Below are 16,571 nucleotides of genomic sequence, written 5' to 3'. Positions count from 1 at the left end.
CAGCTCAATCGGTGTCCACGGCGCAGAAAACAGCACGTGAGGAGGGGTAGCACAACGCTGATTTCATCCCGAGAATCAGGAAGTAGGCTCGCCTTCTGGCGAGCCGCTTTTTCGTCAGAGGATCGGTTTCCCGCCAGTAACGGCGTACCGTGAACCACTGATGTAGCTCGCCTCGTCGGAGCCGAGCAGCACGTAGATTGGAGCGACCTCCACCGGCTGTCCTGGCCGCCCCATAGGGTAGCTGGAGCCGAAGTTTCTTACGGCCTCGTCGGGCATGGTAGCCGGGATCAAAGGCGTCCAGATGGGGCCAGGCGCAACGCTGTTGACTCGAATCCCTTTCTTCCCTAGTAGCTGAGCCAAACCAGCCGTGAAGTTGGCAATGGCGCCCTTGGTCGTGGCGTAGGCCAGCAAACTTGGGGATGGGTCGTCGGAGTTGACCGAGCTCGTGTTGATGATCGAGCTACCCTTGGGCATGGAGGGTAATGCTGCTTTGCAGATCCTGAAGATAGCAGTGATGTTGGTATCGAAGGTTTTCACCCATTCGTCGTCGCTGATCTCCTCCAGGGTTTCATGGGCCATCTGGAAGGCGGCGTTGTTGACCAGGATATCGATGCGCCCGAACTGTTTGACGGTCTTCTCGACGATGTCATGGCAGTGCTGTTTCTGCGCCAAGTCTCCGGGCAGCAGAAGACATTTTCGGCCTGCTGCTTCGACCCAGCGCGCAGTTTCCTGCGCATCTTCATGTTCGTCGAGGTAAGCGATGGCGACGTCAGCACCCTCGCGTGCATAGGCGATGGCGACTGCCCTCCCGATGCCACTGTCAGCACCGGTGATGAGCGCAATCTTGCCTTCCAGGCGGTTGTGGCCGATATAGGAGTGCTCACCACAATCTGGATAGGGCTCCATCTTGCGTTGTGAGCCGGGGACGCTTTGCGGTTGCGAAGGAAAGGGCGGAGTAGGGAAGTCTCGCATGGGAAGAGCTCCTGCGGTTGTGCCACGGATTTTCAAGGCTGATCGTGTCAGCGCTCCTTGCCTTGTTGGGTGTGCTGAGAGAGGGCTCAACCGGCCAGCATCTTGATCAGTTGCTCGTTGAATGCCGGGATATCGTCCGGCTGGCGGCTGGTGATCAGGTTGCCATCCACTACTACCTCTTCATCAACCCAGTCACCGCCCGCGTTGCGAATATCGTCCTGTAGCGTCTTGTAGCTGGTCATCCGCTTGCCTTGGACCAGGTCGGTCGACACGAGCAGCCAGGCGCCATGACAGATGACCGCCAATGGCTTGCTTGCAGAATGGTGGCTTTTCACCAGTTTCTGGGCACCGGGTATCAGCCGGATGGTGTCGGAATTCTGCACGCCGCCCGGCAGCACAATGGCGTCATAGAGATCCAGGTTGGCACTGTCGAACGTTGCATCCACGGCAAACTCGTCTGCCGGCTTGTCATGGTTCCAGCCGCGTACCGTCCCCTCCTTGTCACTCAGGATGTCGACCACGGCGCCAGTTTTTTCCAAGGCTTCACGTGGGCCGGTGAGCTCTATCTGTTCAAACCCGTCAGTGACCAGGAAAGCCACGCATTTGCCGCTAAGTTGCGCATTCATTGTGAATTCTCCGTTTACGATGGACCTGAAAGGGAAGGCCATCCATCACGTGCTAAGTTCAAAGACGATGCTTCGAATCGCGCCAAGCTGACCAATGGGCAGCAATTGAATAAATCGCAGGCGTGATTGACGTGGCGTCGTAGTTTGCCGCCTGGCGTTTTCTTTGAATTTTTCTCGTCCTTCGCCCCTCACAGGCACATGAGTAACATTGCCGGGAGGCTTTGCTATGCAACCAAAAACCGACCGACTTCACCGCCTTTGAATGACGCTGACGCCACTGGTGCTGCAGAGGCTGAGGAAGACATTGAAGACGATGGCCAATCTCTCTGAGCGCGGGTCTCTGCAAAGGTCTATTTTTTACTCGGCAGTACTGAGCTGAAGACTTGCTTGGCAGTCTGGACGATGACACCACCCTGATTCGGCTCGCCGTGAAGCAACGCACTGGCGAACTTCTTCGCTTGCTCAAGTTTGATGTGCGGCGGCAACGGCGGGACGTCCGGGTCGGTCTTGAACTCGATCAACACCGGTCGGTCGGCTGCCAGGGCGCGCTCCCAGGCGCTGGCAATGTCTTCTTCACGCTCCACATAGATGCCTTGCAGGCCAATGGAAATGGCGAACAGATGATAGGGCACGTCCGGGATCGATTGCGAAGCCTCGAATTTGGGGTCACCTTCCATGACCCGTTGTTCCCAGGTCACCTGGTTGAGGTCTTCGTTGTTGAACACCGCGCAGATCCACTGCGGGTTGTCCCACTGGCGCCAGTACTTGGCCACGGTGATGAGCTCGGCCAGGTTGTTCATCTGCATCGCACCGTCACCCACCAACGCCACCACCGCGCGCTGAGGGTGGGCGAACTTCGCCGCGATGGCGTAAGGTACCGCCGCGCCCATGCTGGCGAGGCCGCCGGACAATGAGCACTGCATCCCTTGGCGGATCTTCAGGTCGCGGGCGAACCAGTTGGCGCACGACCCAGAGTCGCTGGTGACGATGGCGTGGTCCGGAAGGCGCGGGGAGAGTTCACACACCACGCGTTGCGGGTTGATCGGGTCGGCCTTGGCCAGCGCGCGCTTTTCCAGGGTCTTGTCCCACTGTGTGCGCCAGCGTTCAACCTTGCCGCGCCAGCGCCGCTCGCTTTTGTGCTGCAGCAAGGGCAGCAACGCTTGCAGGGTTTCGCTGGCATCGCCGACCAGGTTGACTTCCATTGGATAGCGCAGGCTGAGCATGTCCGGTTGCAGGTCGATCTGCACGCCACGGGCCTGACCTTCCTTGGGCAGAAACTCGGCATAGGGAAAGCCTGAGCCGATCATCAGCAAGGTGTCGCATTCATTCATCAACTGGTAGCTCGGTTCCGTACCGAGCATGCCGATGGCACCGGTGACCCAGGGCAGATCATCAGGCAGCACGGCCTTGCCCAGTAGTGCCTTGGCCACGCCGGCGCCGAGCTTTTCGGCGACAGCGATGACCTGCTCGGTGGCCCGCAAGGCGCCGGCACCGACCAGGATCGCCACCTTTTTCCCGGCATTGAGCACCTCGGCCGCCCGCTGCAGGTCAGCGTCGAACGGCACGACCTTGGGCTTGCTGTAGCCGATGCCCGAATGCACCGTGCCGTGTGCCCTCGCCGGCTCCTGATAGGGCAGGTCCTGTAAGTCATTGGGCAGGATGATGGCGGTGACCCGACGTTCGCCGACGGCGGTACGCACTGCACGATCGAGCAGGTGCCGCACTTGCTCCGGGGTCGAGGCCTGCTGTACGAAGGCTCCGGCCACATCCTTGAACATCGACAACAGGTCCAGCTCTTGCTGGTAATGCCCGCCTAGCGCCGCACGCGCTTGCTGCCCAACGATGGCCAGTACCGGTTGGTGATCCATTCGTGCATCGTAGAGGCCGGTCAGCAGGTGCGAGGCGCCGGGTCCGGAGGTGGCGATGCAGACACCGAGCTCGCCGGTGAACTTGGCGTGAGCGCTGGCCATGAATGCGGCCATCTCTTCATGGCGTGCCTGGATGAATTCAATCTTCCCGTTGGCTCGGCTCAATGCACCAAATACGCCATTGATGCCGTCCCCCGGGTAGCCGAAGATGCGTCGAACGCCCCACTGGTACAAGCGCTCGACCAGGAAGTCGCCTACCGTCGTTGTCATCGTCTTCTCCCAATCTGTGATCAATAGGGTCTGGACTGGGCCGCGGAGGGTAAAGTTTCAACAGGTTGTAGGTGGTCAGCCCATAGGAACCTCGGCACGGGTATGGCTTCTCAAGGACATTACCAGCCTGATCAGGATGCCCTCATGATTGCCATCGACAGTAGCGCCCAGCCCATCCAGGCCTTGCAATTCGAGGACGATGGCGCGACACCCAATAGCCGTTTGCCCGTGTTGCTCTACCAGCTGAAAATTGCGCCTGGGGATGACAATGCCAGCGCGTTCGAGACCTTGTTCGCCGCTCATCAGTGGATCCCGCTGTGGCGCGCCGGGATTTTCGATTACCACCATTTTCACCCCAATGCACATGAGGTGCTTGGCGTTGCCCGCGGCCAGGCTCGGATCATGCTGGGCGGCGCAGCGGGTCAGGCGCTGACGGTCAAGGCGGGCGATGTTCTGGTTTTGCCGGCAGGGACAGGGCATCGTTGCATCTCGTCCAGCGACGAATTCCTGGTCGTGGGCGCCTATCCCCAGGGGCAGGAAGATTACGATACCCAGCGACCCGAAACCGGCGCTCACCAGCAGGCGCTGGCGCGTATTGCCCGAGTGCCGCACCCTGAGTAAGACCCGGTGACGGGCGCTCATGGTGCCTTGATAAGACTCTGGCAGTGATTAGCGCAAACGCCTGCAGAGCCCTTCGAGTGGCGTCTTCTCGAAACTGCCCACCGCACCCACGCCCGCGTTGTTTATGCAAATTTGGCCTGCCACGGGTGCATCACCGGCCGCAGCAGGAAGATGTGGTGGTTGGACGGGCACGGTACAGCGTCTCTAGGCTCTGTATGAAGAACCTTGATACTCGGCGATGCTGCATTGAAAACAGCCTGGTGCGCCAGCCCGGTCGTTATGCTCATTTACAACCCGTAAAGTCGAGCGCGACTCCGACCGTTCCTCGCCTGTTTTCGCCTTGCCTGACCTTCGTCACAAGGCTTTTCATACAGACCTTAGCACCTCGACGATTTATGCAAGGCGAATTTCTTGCGGTACTCGCGGGGTGTCAGGCTATTGAATTTCTTGAACATCTGGCGAAAGGTGCCCACGTCTTGGTAGCCCACCTCTCCGGCAACGCTCTCGATGGGGCGTTGGGTAAGCTCGAGCAGTTCGCGAGCTTTCTCGATTCGCATGCGTTGGATGTATTCGTTGGGCTTATAGCCCGTTGCGGCGCTGAACCGGCGCAGAAGTGTGCGTTCCCCCAAGCCTGCACAGGTGGCCATCTGCGCGAAGGTGATCTTCTCCAGCGATTGGTTGCTTAACCAGCGCTGCAATTTCAGTATCACTTCATCACCATGGACGAAGTTTGGTTTGAAGGTGATGAATTGCTGTTGTGAGTGGCGAGCTGGGTCAGCGACTAGAAAGCGTGCGGTATGGCTGGCGATGGTCGCGCCCAGCAGTCGATTGACGATCGAAAGTCCTAAGTCTATCCAGGCGGTCAGACCGCCGGCGGTGATGATGTCACCGTCATCGATGAGTAGTTTGTCCGCGTCTACCTGAACCTCCGGGAAGCCTTTGGCGAGTTCATGGGCTAAGGCCCAGTGAGTGGTTGCACGGCGGCCGTTGAGCAGCCCTGAGTGCGCCAGAATGAAGGCCCCCGCGCAAACGGAGCCGATGATTGCGCCTTGCTGGTACTGCTCCCGTAGCCAGTCGATGACGGGGGCGATCTGTGCCGGTTGCGGACGCTGGTTCAGGCAGGGAGGCGCCAAAATGATCGGGGCATTTTCCTCGTGGCCGTGATGGGTGTCGAAGTAGCACTCCAGGCTTCTCAAATCATCCGTCAAACGCCAATGGCGCACTCTGATCGGCGGCTGCTTCGCGCCGAGTTGTTCAAGCGCAATACGGTTGGCGACATGGAAATCGTCCTGGCCTGGCAGCGGGCGAGCCTGATGCAACCTGCACCGCTGTTCTACCTCGGGCGGCGCTCCTATTCCGCCGAATTCTACAGCGCCGGCCAGGTGCACCATGCCAAGTCGGTGCTGCAGTTGCCGACTGACTCGGTGTTCTACCTGACGCGGCGACTGCGAGACCTCACGTCGCCGCTCCCCCCTTCGCTGGACTGCCACCCGGTCGCCCAAGCCAATGCCAGTGAACTGTTGCGCTGCCAGGCGGTACCGATGGCGGTGTCTTCCCATGCTCCGAGGAATGCCACGCAATGACCCCCACACTCTCGAACCGACTCTATCCTTTGGGCTGCATGGCCGTTGTACTGGGGTGTGCGCTATGGCTTGTGACCCATTTGCAGCTAGGCGAACAACTGGGGCAGTTGTGGCAGCGATACACGGTAGCTGAACCCATACGCCAGCGCAGCATCTGGCTCGGGCAATACCAGTTCATCGAGCGCTTGCAGTTACCCGGCATTGAGGCGAATGCTTCGGATATCATCCATGTCCCTGAGCTGCAGCGCTACTTCGTGTTGGTGAACAAACCCGCCGGACTTTTCGAGTACAACGAAAGTTTCCAGCTAATGGCGCGCTACGACCTGCCGGGTTTTGAGGACCCGGAAGCCTTGAGCTACGATGGCAACGGCCATTTGCTGATCGCCGAGGAGCGACGCCAGACAGTGGTAAGGCTTGCAATCAAGCAGCTGTCCCAGCCAATCGTACGCGCTGCGTTGCCCGCGTTCGAACTCGGTGAGCGCGCTGACAATAACCGAGGTGTAGAGGGGATCGCTTTCGATTCGGACAGCGCAGTGCTGTTCGCCTCCCAGGAAAAACAGCCTATGCGGCTGTTCGAAGTCGTCAATGGCGTCCCGACCGCCGATACGTCGTCCAGGCGTCTACCCCGTACGCAGGTGTCGGCTTTGGTCTTGTGGCGTTTGCGCTTGAGCGATATCTCGGCGCTGCATTACGACCTTCAGACCCGGCACCTGCTTGTGCTCAGTGACGAGTCCAAGCGCCTGGTCGAGGTCGATAGCGGTTATGCGCCGTTGAGCTTTCTGGATTTGCAGCGTGGGTTGCATGGACTGGACGAGGGCGTCCCCCAAGCCGAAGGTGTCACTTTGGGACCACGGCGAGAGATCGTGATAGTAAGTGAGCCGAACCTGTTGTACAGGTACGGGCGCTGACGGCGGGTCGCTGCGCTGCGTCGGGGCCGGAGAGCCTCATGACTCCAGGTACTTGAAGTTTTGAGGCGCTTGGTGGAACTCAGTTACAAACTATCCGGATCCCCGAAGAACATTTGGACAGGGCTCTAGAGCGGTATTTCTGCTCTCAAGAAGCGGAAATATACCCCCAAAAATACCCGCGATACCCTCACGAGGATGCGCGATCGAGAATGGCGATCTCTGACAGCTTTCGGAGTGGTCGTCTACGGCTTTCAGTGTACGTCAGTTTTGGCTTGCTCGGCGTACGCTTGGATTATTGGTTGCGTAGGGCAGGGCGCCAGGCAGGGTCACAGCGCGTCCGTTTGCCCCGTTGGGTACCAGCCCATGCGGGTGAACATTGACTGTCAAGGCGGGTGACAGGTTCCAGCTGGCCCGTGCTCACCTCTAGCCTGCAAATTTTGGGCGTCTGTCACGAGCTCTGGGGGAGCGCCTGGATAAAATCGTAGCGCTGCGATTAATAATCCAGTAGGCTTTCTGAAAAATCGTAGCGCTACGATTCTGCTTCGTAGCGCTGGTTGATCAACCCTCAGGAGGTCACCATGTCCACTGCTGTCACGCCCCCCGCCTTCACTCTTCTGCTGAAACGCCAATCTGCACTGCTCGGTACCTGGCTCATGTCCGCATCGGCCAGTACGGCAGAAGCACTGGGATACGCAGGCTTCGACTGGCTGCTGGTGGACATGGAGCACGTACCGATCGAGTTCCGCGATCTCTGGCACATTTTGCAGGCCATTCAGTGCACCGGTGCGCAGCCGATCGTGCGGGTGGCCGCCAATGACCCCGTGCTGCTCAAGCGCGCACTGGACCTGGGCTCGACCAATGTGATGGTGCCGTTCGTGGAGAATGCCGAGCAGGCCAGGGCAGCGGTCAGCGCGATCAAGTATCCACCCATGGGCACCCGCGGCTTCGCTGCCGTGCACCGCGCCAGCCGCTACGGCACCTGGAAGGGCTACGGTCAGCAGGCCAATGACTCGGTGTGCTGCATCCTGCAGATCGAGACCGCCACCGCGTTGGCCAACCTCGAGGAAATCGCGGCCGTGCCGGGTGTCGATGCGCTGTTCCTCGGCCCGGGCGACCTGTCGAGTGTCTGTGGCCATATCGGCAACCCGGCGCACCCTCATATCCAGGCCATGATCAGCGACGCGATCGTGCGCTGCAAAGCCATCGGCATGCCCATCGGCATCGTTGGCGGCACGCCGGAGCTGGTCGGCAGCTACCTGGAGCAGGGCTACGCCTTCGCCGCTGTGGCCTCGGACATGGCGATGATGATGAGCAAGGCCAATGAACTGCTGGTGGCCCTGAAAGGCCGCCAGGCGCCCGAAGCGGTAGCCACGGCCTACTGACTGCTACCGTTGCGCCCCGCGCAGGCTACCTCCGTGTTGCAGTAGCCGATTGAGCATCCCTACAAGAACAACAAACCGGCGCCATCGCGCACCGGAAGGACTCTCGATGAATCAGGCACCCATTTCCGGCCAGGTCGCGGCCAGCGCCGCGGCAACGGTGACGCCTTCACGGACGCGCTACTGGATCATCCTTATCCTGTTCCTCGTCTCGACGCTGAACTATGGCGACCGAAATATCCTGTCTATTACGGGCTCCGCTATCCAGGGCGAGTTCGCACTCAGCCCGGTTCAAATGGGCTGGATGTTCTCGGCATTCGCCTGGGCCTACGCGCTGGGCCAGTTGCCAGGTGGCTGGTTGCTGGACCGCTACGGCTCCAAGCGTACCTATGCGGTCAGCATTTTCTGCTGGTCGCTGCTGACCCTGGTCCAGGCGTTCAACGGCGGCTCCAACGTCAGCCTTGTGGTCACGGCATTTTTCGCCTTGCGCTTTCTGGTCGGTCTGGCTGAGGCGCCGGCAGCCCCGGGCAACAGCCGGATGGTTGCCTCATGGTTCCCGGCAAGTGAGCGGGGCACGGCGTCCTCGATCTTCAACTCCGGGCAGTACTTCGCGATCGTGCTGTTCGCGCCCGTCAGTGGCTGGCTGATCCATGCCTACGGTTGGCGCTCGGTTTACGTGATGATGGGCGTGTTGGGTTTCATCATGGCTTGGGTCTGGGTACGCAAGGTGCATTCACCGCTGGAGCACCAGCGCATCAATCAGGCCGAGCTGGACTACTTGCGTGAAGGCGGTGCGGTAGTCGACATGGATGCCCATCTCGGCAAGCTGCGAAAAACCGACAACCCATTGACACTGCCGGTGATTCTCAAGGGTTTGCTGAGCAGTCGGATGATGGTGGGGATCTATATCGGCCACTACTGCTTTTCCACGATTACCTATTTTTTCACCACCTGGTTCCCGATCTACCTGGTGCAAGAGCGCGGCATGTCGATTCTACAGGCCGGCTTCCTGGCCTCGATCCCGGCAATCTGTGGTTTTGTCGGCAACCTGCTGGGCGGGCTCTGCTCCGACGGCATCATGCGCAAGACCGGCTCGCTGAGCCTGGCGCGCAAAGTGCCGATCATTGTCGGGTTGCTGGCCTCCACCAGCATGATCATCTGCAACTACGTGTCCTTGCCGTGGAGGGTTATCGCGATCATGGCGTTCGCCTTCTTCGGCAAGGGCTTCGCATCACTGGGCTGGGCGGTCATGGCCGACGCTGCGCCACGAAAGGCGGGTGGGGTGACGGCTGGGTTGTTCAACACTTTCGGCAACATCGGTGGCATCACCACTCCCATCATCATTGGCTTCATCGTGCAGGCCACCGGTTCCTTCAATATGGCCCTGGTGTTCGTCGCCGCCAATGCGCTGCTAGCGATGTTCAGTTACCTGGTTGTAGTCGGCCCGCTGCTCCGCCTTGAGCTGAATCCGGCAATACCTGGCAAGAGAGAGATTCGTGATGTCTGATACCAAACCGCTGGTGCTGAGCGTCGGGCCTTTGCTGCCTGCCTTGCTGTCACAGCTTGAACAACACTATCAGCTGCTGGAGCTATGGCGCTGTGAATCGCCCGCGACGCTCCGGGCCGAACAGGGCGCGGACGTTCAGGCGTTGGTGACCACGGGTGTGCATGGGGCCAGTGCCCATCTGATCGAGCAGTTACCGGCCTTGCGTGCCATTGTCTGTTTTGGTGTGGGAACCGACGCCGTCGACCTGAAAGCAGCCCGCGCCCGGGGCATCCAGGTCAGCAACACGCCTGATGTGCTCAACGATTGCGTGGCCGACGTCGCCATGGCCCTGTTGCTGGCCGTCGCCCGGCAAGTGGTGGTGGCTGACCGCTTCGTCAGGGCCGGGCGTTGGGAGGCAGAACGCTTTGGTCTGACCACCGCGCTGGGCGGCAAGACCTGCGGCATCGTTGGCATGGGGTCGATCGACCAGGCGATTGCCAGGCGCGCCAGTGCCTTCGGCATGCAGGTGAACTACTCGAGCCGTACGCCAAAGCCTCAGCTGGCGTACACCTACCATGACTCGTTGCTGACGTTGGCCGAGTGCAGTGATTTTCTGGTGTTGGCTGTGCCTGGTGGTAGCGCCACCGACGGGCTGGTCAGTCGGCAGGTGCTTGAGGCACTGGGCCCCACAGGGATGCTGGTCAACGTGGCGCGTGGCTCGGTGGTGGATCAGTACGCGCTGATCGATGCGCTGAGCAACGGCCGGATTGCCGGGGCGGCATTGGACGTGTTCGCGGATGAACCGCACGTGCCAGCCGCCTTGCGTGAACTGGATACGGTCGTGTTGTCGCCAAATGTGGCCAGTGGCACCAAAGAAACGCGTCAGGCCATGGCCGACCGGGTGCTAGCCAACCTGGCTGCGCTGTTTGCCACCGGCGTGGTGTTACACCCGGTGCCCGAGGGCGCGCAGTGATGGAGTGGTGGCAGCACATTGGGTTCATGTCGTGTGTCGTCGTCGCCACTTTCGCCCAGAACGCCACCGGCTTTGCTTTCGGCCTGTTGCTATTGGGGCTGACCGGCATGCTGGACTTGGCGCCCATGGAAACCGTGGCGAACGTGAGCTCGATCCTGACGCTGGCCAACGCGGTAGTCATGGTGCGCAAGTGGCCGGGGCTGCCGCGCCGGCTCGTCCTGCTCGTGTTGGCCTGCAGCCTGGCTGGTGTCGTCGCTGGCGTGTGCTTGCTGGCAGTGCTAGGCGCCCATGAGCGGGACCTGCTGGAGATCATCCTCGGCATCACCATCATCGTCTGCAGCTTCATGCTGATCCTGCAGTCCCGAGGGCGACAGCAGATGTCGGGGCGGTTCGGTTTCGCCTTTTTCGCCAGTATTTCCGGCGTGATGGGCGGGTTGTTTTCAAGTGCCGGGCCGCCGTTGGTCTACCAGCTCTATCGCCAGCCACTGGCCGTGCAGGTCATCCGCGACACGCTGATCGTAGTGTTCGCAGTCAATGCTTTGATGCGCTTGAGCGTAGTAGTAGCTACGCACCGATTCGAGCTGCAGGCGGGCTACCTCTCGTTGGAGGCATTGCCGATCGTGTTCCTGCTGACCTGGTGGATGCGGCGTCACCCGCTGGCGATTTCACCGCAGGTGCTGCGTCTGGCAGTGTTCGGTCTGCTGTTGCTGGCGGGGGCGAGCCTTATCGGCAAGGTGCTCTTGGCTGCCTAGCCTGGCCGGCGGTGCTGCGTGAGCCTATCACTGGCGCACGCTGCTCTGGCGTACGACCAACTCGAAACCCAGGTCGACGACCTGAGGTTTATCGGGGAGGGTACCTGCCTCGATCCAAGCCAACAGCTGACTGGCCACGGTTCGTCCGATCTCGGCAGGATAAGGACGTACGGTGGTCAGACGCGGTGCACTGAGCTTGCTCAGTGGCAGGTCGCCAAAGCCTGCAATCGCCAACTGCTGCGGTACGGCAATGCCGCGGCGCTGCGCTTCGAACAAGGCTGCGATGGCCAGTATATCGTTCGAACAGCAGAGGCCTTGTGGCCCATCACCGTGACGGGCAATTTCATCGAATACCTCGCTCAGTTCGACCTGTGAGGTGTTTTGCTCCAGCGCGATCACCTGCGCGGTCAGCCCCTTGCCATTCAACCAGGAACTGAACCCTTCGGCGCGCTGGCGGGCGCGGTGGTCGAGGTGCATGCGGGTGCCGACATAGACGAAGCGTTCCAGGTCCTGCGCGTACAGGTGCTCGGCCAGGGCTGCGCCGACGGCTTGGTGGTCGAAACCGACCTGAAGGTGGAACGGGTCGTTGCCCAACTCCCACATCTGAGCCACGGGAATGCCCGTGGCTTCGAGCAGTGGACGGGCGGCGGCGTGGTCGCTGCCAGTGACGACCAGGGCTGCCGGTGACCATGACAGGTGGGCGCGCAGCAACTCCAGCTCTCGTTTCGGGTCGTAGTCGCTGTTACTGATCAACAACTGGTAGCCACGGCTTTCAAAGACTTCCTGCATAGCTTGCAGGGTTTCCGAGAAGAAGGCGTTGATCATCGACGGCACGATCACTGCGACTGCACGACTGTGGTTGCCTGCCAAGGCGCCGGCGAGGCGATTGATGGTATAGCCAGTGTCGGCGATGGCTTTGCGGATGCGTTCAGCGCGCTTGCTTGAGACCGCATCCGGGTCGCGTAGAAATAGCGATACCGTGCTTGGGGAGACCTTGGCCTGTTCAGCAACCATACCCATGGTTACCCGGTTGATCCGGGGGCGGCGTACTGCACCGTTGCTGACTTCGCTGTCTGATCTATCGCTCATCGCCACCTCGTTCTTCGAAGGCAAAAGGATGCGAGCCTGACGATGGCAAGTCAATCGCAAAAGCGCTTGGCTGGCGGCATGGATGTTCGCTTTCGAAAATCAAACGTGTCTTTTCGAATAAAATCGTAGCGCTGCGATTTAGCCTGAGATAAGCTCGCCTGGTAATTTTGCAGCGCTGCGATTTTGTTGTCGCATCGCATCCCAACCCGCGTTGGAGAACAAATATAAAAATGAGCACATCCCTTTTCACCTTCCTGAGCATGCTGTTCTTCACTGCACTGGTCGCAGTGATTTCCTACCGATTCACGCGCCAGGCCAAGGACGTTGGCGCCCATGGTTACTTCATGGCGAGCGGCGGCCTCAATGGCTGGTTCATTGCCGGATCGATGATGCTGACCAACCTGTCCATCGATCAGTTGGTCGGCCTCAACGGTGATTCATACGCCCACAACCTCAGCTCCATGGCCTGGGAGGCCACTGCGGCCGTTTCGACTATCGCTCTGGCCTTGTTTTTCCTGCCTCGTTACTTGCGCGGCGGCTTCTCGACCCTGCCGGAGTTCATCGAGAAACGCTATGACCGTGCTACGCGCCGAATAGTGAGTGCGCTGATGGTTGCCACCTACACCCTGGTGCTCAACCCGGCTTCGCTGTATCTGGGGGCTATCACCTTCAATCAGATTTTCGACCTGCAGGGCATTCTCGGCTGGTCCTACCCGGCCACGATCAGTCTGCTGATCGTGGCGACCGGAGTGATTGGCGCTGCCTATGCGGTACTGGGCGGGCTTCGGGCCGTGGCGGTATCGGACACCATCAACGGCATAGGCTTGCTGGTGGTGGTGGTCCTCATCCCGATCATCGGTCTGTGGACGCTGGGGCAGGGTGATGTACTGTCCGGTGCCCAAACCCTGCTGCACGACAACCCGCAGAAACTCAATGCCATTGGCGGCAGCGAAGACAAGGTGCCGTTTGGTGCGGTGTTCACCGGCATGATCTTCGCCAACCTGTTCTACTGGTGCACCAACCAGGCCATCGTGCAGAAAAGCATGGCTGCCAAGAACCTGGCCGAGGGCCAGAAGGGCGTGTTGCTGTCGGGTTGCCTGAAACTGCTGGTGCCGCTTGCCATGCTGATGCCTGGTGTGATCGCCTGGCACCTGTTCCGCGACCAGCCGCTGGCCAATTCCGACTTGGCCTATCCGGCGTTGGTTGCCGCGCTGATGCCATGGTGGATGAAGGGCTTCTTCGTGGCGGTGATCTTCGGCACGGTGATGAGCCACTTCAATGCGATCATCAATGGTACTGCCACGCTGCTGACCTATGACTTCTACAAGTCGATCCGGCCAATGGCTTCGGACGAGGCGCTGGTGCGCTTCGGCAAGCGAGTCAGCGTGATCGCCGCACTGGTGTCGCTGGTGGTCGCACCGATGCTGATGTACACCCCGGAAGGTATCTATGCGGTCCTGCGTCGCTTCACCGGCTTCTTCAACATGCCGATCATCGCCATCATGCTGTTCGGCTTCTTCAGTGCTCGAGGCGGCGCGACGCCCGCCAAGCTGGTGCTTGGCCTGCACGCGGTGTGCTATGCAGTGCTGGTGCTGGGACTGAAGATCGACACCCGCCTGGGAATCAGCTTCATCCACGTCATGGGCATCATGTTTGCTGTGGAAATGGTCTTGCTGGTGTTGCTACGCAAGCACTTCGACCGCGCCACTCCCTACGTATCGCCCACTCCGGCGCGCACCGTCGACCTGACCCCGTGGCGACACGCGGGCAGCTTCAGCGTGATGCTGTTCGCCGCGCTGGTATCCATCTATCTGACCTTCTCACCACTGGGTGTCGCCCGTGTCGGCGGACCTTCCGGGCTCTATCTGCCGCTGCTGGCATTGACCTGGTTGCTGGCCTTTGCTGGCGCCGCGCTGTGCCGCCGTCGTTTTCGACACCTGACCAATACCCATGCCCTGCCTGACTACGAGACCAACCCACAATGAATAGCGTATCTATCCCCCAGAACGTGAGCCTGCACCAGGCAGGCGAGCAGATCCGTCTGGAAGTGGACGGGCGCCTGTTGTGGTGCCACAGCCCGCTGCAGCCTGCTGTGTTCGCCGGTTACGGTGAAGCTGGCATTGAAATGCAGCGCGGTAACTTCCGTATTCGCGATTATGTTCAGGAAAGGGTCGCCTTGCGCCACGCCCGCCTTGATACTTCAGCCGGTGTCATCGAGTTGCGCGCCTGGTCCGAGGGCCCGCTGCTGCTTTCCCTGCGCCTGGACTGCCAGGGCGAGCGTGTGCGCCTGCTCATGCAGGCGCCGCAGGCAGGTTGCAATCGACTGTGGCTGCGTCTGCCTGCCGAAGTGAATGAGCAGGTCTGGGGTTGCGGCGAGCAGATGTCTTACTTGAACTTGCGCGGACGCAACTTCCCGCTGTGGACTTCTGAGCCGGGCGTAGGCCGAGACAAGTCGACTTGGCTGACCTTGCAGGCGGACAACGAAGCCAACGCCGGGGGTGATTACTATCACACCAACTACCCGCAACCGACGTTCATCTCCTCGCGGCGCTACAGCGCGCATCTGGTGACCAGCGCGTACGCCGATTTTGACTTCCGCCATGACGACTTCCACGAACTGCAAGTGTGGGCGGTGCCCGAAGCGCTGGAGTTTTTCGTCGGCAACAGCTACATCGACCTCGTCGGTGCCCTCAGCCGTTATTTCGGTCGCCAGCCGCGCCTGCCGCAATGGGTGCTTGACGGTGCGATCCTCGGTTTGAAGAACGGCCGCGAGCACGCCGAACAGCACCTGCAGACCGCACTCGAGCATGGCGCCAAGGTCAGTGCATTGTGGTGCGAGGATTGGGAAGGGCTGCGTATCACCTCTTTCGGCAAGCGTTTGTTCTGGGACTGGCAATGGAATGCCGAGCGCTACCCCGACCATCAGGCGTGGGTCTGTAGTCTGCACGAGCGCGGCCTGCGCTTCCTCGGTTATGTGAACCCTTATCTGTGCAATGACGGCCCGCTGTTCGCTGAAGCCGAAGCGGCGGGCTACCTGGCGACCAACGCCGAGGACGGCACCTATCTGGTCGACTTCGGCGAGTTCCTTTGTGGCGTGGTCGACTTCACCTTGCCGGCGGCGGCGCAATGGTTCGAAACCCGGATCATCGGCCAGGAGATGCTCGAAAAGGGCCTCTCGGGCTGGATGGCGGACTTTGGCGAGTATCTGCCGATCGACGTCAAGCTGGCCGGCGATGCCGACCCCATGCTCGAGCACAACGCCTGGCCAGTACGCTGGGCCGAGGTCAATGCCCGCGCTATCGGCAACGCCGGGCGCACTGGCGATGCACTGTTCTTCATGCGCGCTGGCTACAGCGGCGTGCAGACGCACTGCCCGTTGCTGTGGGCGGGTGACCAGTCGGTTGACTTCAGCCGCCACGATGGCCTGCAAACGGTGATTTGCGGCGCGTTGTCGTCCGGCCTGCTGGGTAATGCCTATCACCACAGTGATATCGGCGGCTACACCAGCCTCTATGGCAACTGCCGTACCGCCGAACTGTTCCAGCGCTGGGCGGAAATGGCTGCGTTCACCCCGGTGATGCGCACTCACGAAGGCAACCGCCCGGACCAGAACCTGCAGTTTTGGCAAGACCCTGCCACTCTGGTGCATTTCGCCCGCATGACCCGGGTATTCGCAGGCATGAAACCCTACGTCGAAAGCTTGATGGATGAGGCTCAGGCCAGCGGCCTGCCGTTGCAACGGCCGTTGTTTCTGCATCACGAACAGGACGCTGGCTGCTACGCCGTTCAGGACCAATACCTGTATGGCCGTGACCTGCTGGTGGCGCCCGTGCATGCCGAAGGCAAGACGCACTGGAGCGTCTACCTGCCGGCTGGCGAGACCTGGCAGCACTGGTGGAGCGGCGATTGTTTCGAGGGCGGGCAGCGTGTCGAGGTCCCGGCACCGCTGGGGCAACCACCGGTGTTCAGCCGAGTGGGCAGCCGCTGGCAATCCCTCTTCCAGAGCCTGACTGTGCTCTGATCCCGCTCCGCTACCTGTAATTG

Annotated in this window: 14 protein-coding genes; 9 read left to right on the top strand and 5 right to left on the bottom strand. The window is 60.6% G+C overall.

Annotated elements, in window-relative coordinates; all coding sequences use genetic code 11:
- Nucleotides 1–114: 114 nt before the first annotated feature.
- The 3 genes from ACPZMI_RS14640 to ACPZMI_RS14630 form a co-directional block, all read right to left on the bottom strand.
- A complete protein-coding gene (locus ACPZMI_RS14640; protein WP_426352528.1) occupies nucleotides 115–972 on the bottom strand; it encodes an SDR family oxidoreductase in 858 nt (285 codons plus the stop codon).
- A gap of 86 nt (nucleotides 973–1,058) precedes the next feature.
- Nucleotides 1,059–1,598 (bottom strand): type 1 glutamine amidotransferase domain-containing protein, encoded by a 540-nt coding sequence (locus tag ACPZMI_RS14635; RefSeq protein WP_426352527.1) that lies wholly within the window; start codon nucleotides 1,596–1,598, stop codon nucleotides 1,059–1,061.
- 350 nt (nucleotides 1,599–1,948) lie between these two features.
- On the bottom strand, nucleotides 1,949–3,736 hold the full coding sequence (locus tag ACPZMI_RS14630) for a thiamine pyrophosphate-requiring protein (protein WP_426352526.1): 1,788 nt from the start codon (nucleotides 3,734–3,736) through the stop codon (nucleotides 1,949–1,951).
- Between the two features lie 144 nt (nucleotides 3,737–3,880).
- Here ACPZMI_RS14630 and ACPZMI_RS14625 point away from each other — a divergent pair, with 144 nt between their 5' ends.
- The gene (locus ACPZMI_RS14625) at nucleotides 3,881–4,357 is read left to right on the top strand and encodes a cupin domain-containing protein (protein ID WP_426352525.1); all 477 of its coding nucleotides are present in this window, start codon (nucleotides 3,881–3,883) and stop codon (nucleotides 4,355–4,357) included.
- Between the two features lie 377 nt (nucleotides 4,358–4,734).
- Here the strand turns inward: ACPZMI_RS14625 and ACPZMI_RS14620 are convergent, their stop codons facing one another.
- A complete protein-coding gene (locus tag ACPZMI_RS14620; protein ID WP_426352524.1) occupies nucleotides 4,735–5,676 on the bottom strand; it encodes a GlxA family transcriptional regulator in 942 nt (313 codons plus the stop codon).
- Between ACPZMI_RS14620 and ACPZMI_RS14615 the strand changes: the two genes are divergently transcribed.
- The 6 genes from ACPZMI_RS14615 to ACPZMI_RS14590 all read left to right on the top strand — a co-directional run bounded on the left by ACPZMI_RS14615 (nucleotide 5,671) and on the right by ACPZMI_RS14590 (nucleotide 11,438).
- Nucleotides 5,671–5,940 carry a hypothetical protein gene (locus ACPZMI_RS14615; RefSeq protein ID WP_426352523.1) on the top strand — a complete coding sequence of 90 codons (270 nt, stop codon included), beginning with the start codon at nucleotides 5,671–5,673 and terminating at the stop codon, nucleotides 5,938–5,940. The genes ACPZMI_RS14620 and ACPZMI_RS14615 overlap by 6 nt on opposite strands.
- Nucleotides 5,937–6,848, top strand: coding sequence for an SdiA-regulated domain-containing protein (locus ACPZMI_RS14610; RefSeq protein ID WP_186720443.1), 912 nt, complete (start codon nucleotides 5,937–5,939; stop codon nucleotides 6,846–6,848). The genes ACPZMI_RS14615 and ACPZMI_RS14610 overlap by 4 nt, the downstream gene beginning before the upstream one ends.
- Nucleotides 6,849–7,462: 614 nt before the next feature.
- Nucleotides 7,463–8,230 carry a 2-dehydro-3,6-dideoxy-6-sulfogluconate aldolase gene (locus ACPZMI_RS14605; protein ID WP_346655308.1) on the top strand — a complete coding sequence of 256 codons (768 nt, stop codon included), beginning with the start codon at nucleotides 7,463–7,465 and terminating at the stop codon, nucleotides 8,228–8,230.
- 106 nt (nucleotides 8,231–8,336) lie between these two features.
- Nucleotides 8,337–9,734, top strand: coding sequence for an MFS transporter (locus tag ACPZMI_RS14600; protein ID WP_426352553.1), 1,398 nt, complete (start codon nucleotides 8,337–8,339; stop codon nucleotides 9,732–9,734).
- Nucleotides 9,727–10,686 carry a 2-hydroxyacid dehydrogenase gene (locus ACPZMI_RS14595; protein WP_426352522.1) on the top strand — a complete coding sequence of 320 codons (960 nt, stop codon included), beginning with the start codon at nucleotides 9,727–9,729 and terminating at the stop codon, nucleotides 10,684–10,686. The genes ACPZMI_RS14600 and ACPZMI_RS14595 overlap by 8 nt, the downstream gene beginning before the upstream one ends.
- A gap of 26 nt (nucleotides 10,687–10,712) precedes the next feature.
- Complete coding sequence (locus ACPZMI_RS14590) at nucleotides 10,713–11,438, top strand: TSUP family transporter (RefSeq protein WP_186720439.1); 726 nt, start codon at nucleotides 10,713–10,715, stop codon at nucleotides 11,436–11,438.
- A 27-nt stretch (nucleotides 11,439–11,465) separates the two neighbouring features.
- Here ACPZMI_RS14590 and ACPZMI_RS14585 read toward each other — a convergent pair whose 3' ends face one another.
- On the bottom strand, nucleotides 11,466–12,527 hold the full coding sequence (locus ACPZMI_RS14585; RefSeq protein ID WP_186664194.1) for a LacI family DNA-binding transcriptional regulator: 1,062 nt from the start codon (nucleotides 12,525–12,527) through the stop codon (nucleotides 11,466–11,468).
- A 230-nt stretch (nucleotides 12,528–12,757) separates the two neighbouring features.
- Here ACPZMI_RS14585 and ACPZMI_RS14580 point away from each other — a divergent pair, with 230 nt between their 5' ends.
- Nucleotides 12,758–14,512 (top strand): solute:sodium symporter family transporter, encoded by a 1,755-nt coding sequence (locus ACPZMI_RS14580; protein ID WP_186664195.1) that lies wholly within the window; start codon nucleotides 12,758–12,760, stop codon nucleotides 14,510–14,512.
- Nucleotides 14,509–16,548 carry an alpha-glucosidase gene (locus ACPZMI_RS14575; RefSeq protein WP_426352521.1) on the top strand — a complete coding sequence of 680 codons (2,040 nt, stop codon included), beginning with the start codon at nucleotides 14,509–14,511 and terminating at the stop codon, nucleotides 16,546–16,548. Before ACPZMI_RS14580 ends, ACPZMI_RS14575 begins: the two co-directional genes overlap by 4 nt.
- Nucleotides 16,549–16,571 lie beyond the last annotated feature (23 nt).

Source organism: Pseudomonas wayambapalatensis (assembly GCF_049942315.1).
Taxonomy (GTDB): domain Bacteria; phylum Pseudomonadota; class Gammaproteobacteria; order Pseudomonadales; family Pseudomonadaceae; genus Aquipseudomonas; species Aquipseudomonas wayambapalatensis.
The sequence above is the reverse complement of the archived record's forward strand: the minus strand, read 5'-3'. Positions and strand labels throughout refer to the sequence as shown.

Coding starts and splice junctions, on each gene's coding strand:
- ACPZMI_RS14640 (WP_426352528.1), bottom strand. CDS start 972: ATGCGAGACTTCCCTACTCCGCCCTTTCCTTCGCAACCGCAAAGCGTC.
- ACPZMI_RS14635 (WP_426352527.1), bottom strand. CDS start 1,598: ATGAATGCGCAACTTAGCGGCAAATGCGTGGCTTTCCTGGTCACTGAC.
- ACPZMI_RS14630 (WP_426352526.1), bottom strand. CDS start 3,736: ATGACAACGACGGTAGGCGACTTCCTGGTCGAGCGCTTGTACCAGTGG.
- ACPZMI_RS14625 (WP_426352525.1), top strand. CDS start 3,881: ATGATTGCCATCGACAGTAGCGCCCAGCCCATCCAGGCCTTGCAATTC.
- ACPZMI_RS14615 (WP_426352523.1), top strand. CDS start 5,671: ATGCAACCTGCACCGCTGTTCTACCTCGGGCGGCGCTCCTATTCCGCC.
- ACPZMI_RS14610 (WP_186720443.1), top strand. CDS start 5,937: ATGACCCCCACACTCTCGAACCGACTCTATCCTTTGGGCTGCATGGCC.
- ACPZMI_RS14600 (WP_426352553.1), top strand. CDS start 8,337: ATGAATCAGGCACCCATTTCCGGCCAGGTCGCGGCCAGCGCCGCGGCA.
- ACPZMI_RS14595 (WP_426352522.1), top strand. CDS start 9,727: ATGTCTGATACCAAACCGCTGGTGCTGAGCGTCGGGCCTTTGCTGCCT.
- ACPZMI_RS14590 (WP_186720439.1), top strand. CDS start 10,713: ATGTCGTGTGTCGTCGTCGCCACTTTCGCCCAGAACGCCACCGGCTTT.
- ACPZMI_RS14585 (WP_186664194.1), bottom strand. CDS start 12,527: ATGAGCGATAGATCAGACAGCGAAGTCAGCAACGGTGCAGTACGCCGC.
- ACPZMI_RS14580 (WP_186664195.1), top strand. CDS start 12,758: ATGAGCACATCCCTTTTCACCTTCCTGAGCATGCTGTTCTTCACTGCA.
- ACPZMI_RS14575 (WP_426352521.1), top strand. CDS start 14,509: ATGAATAGCGTATCTATCCCCCAGAACGTGAGCCTGCACCAGGCAGGC.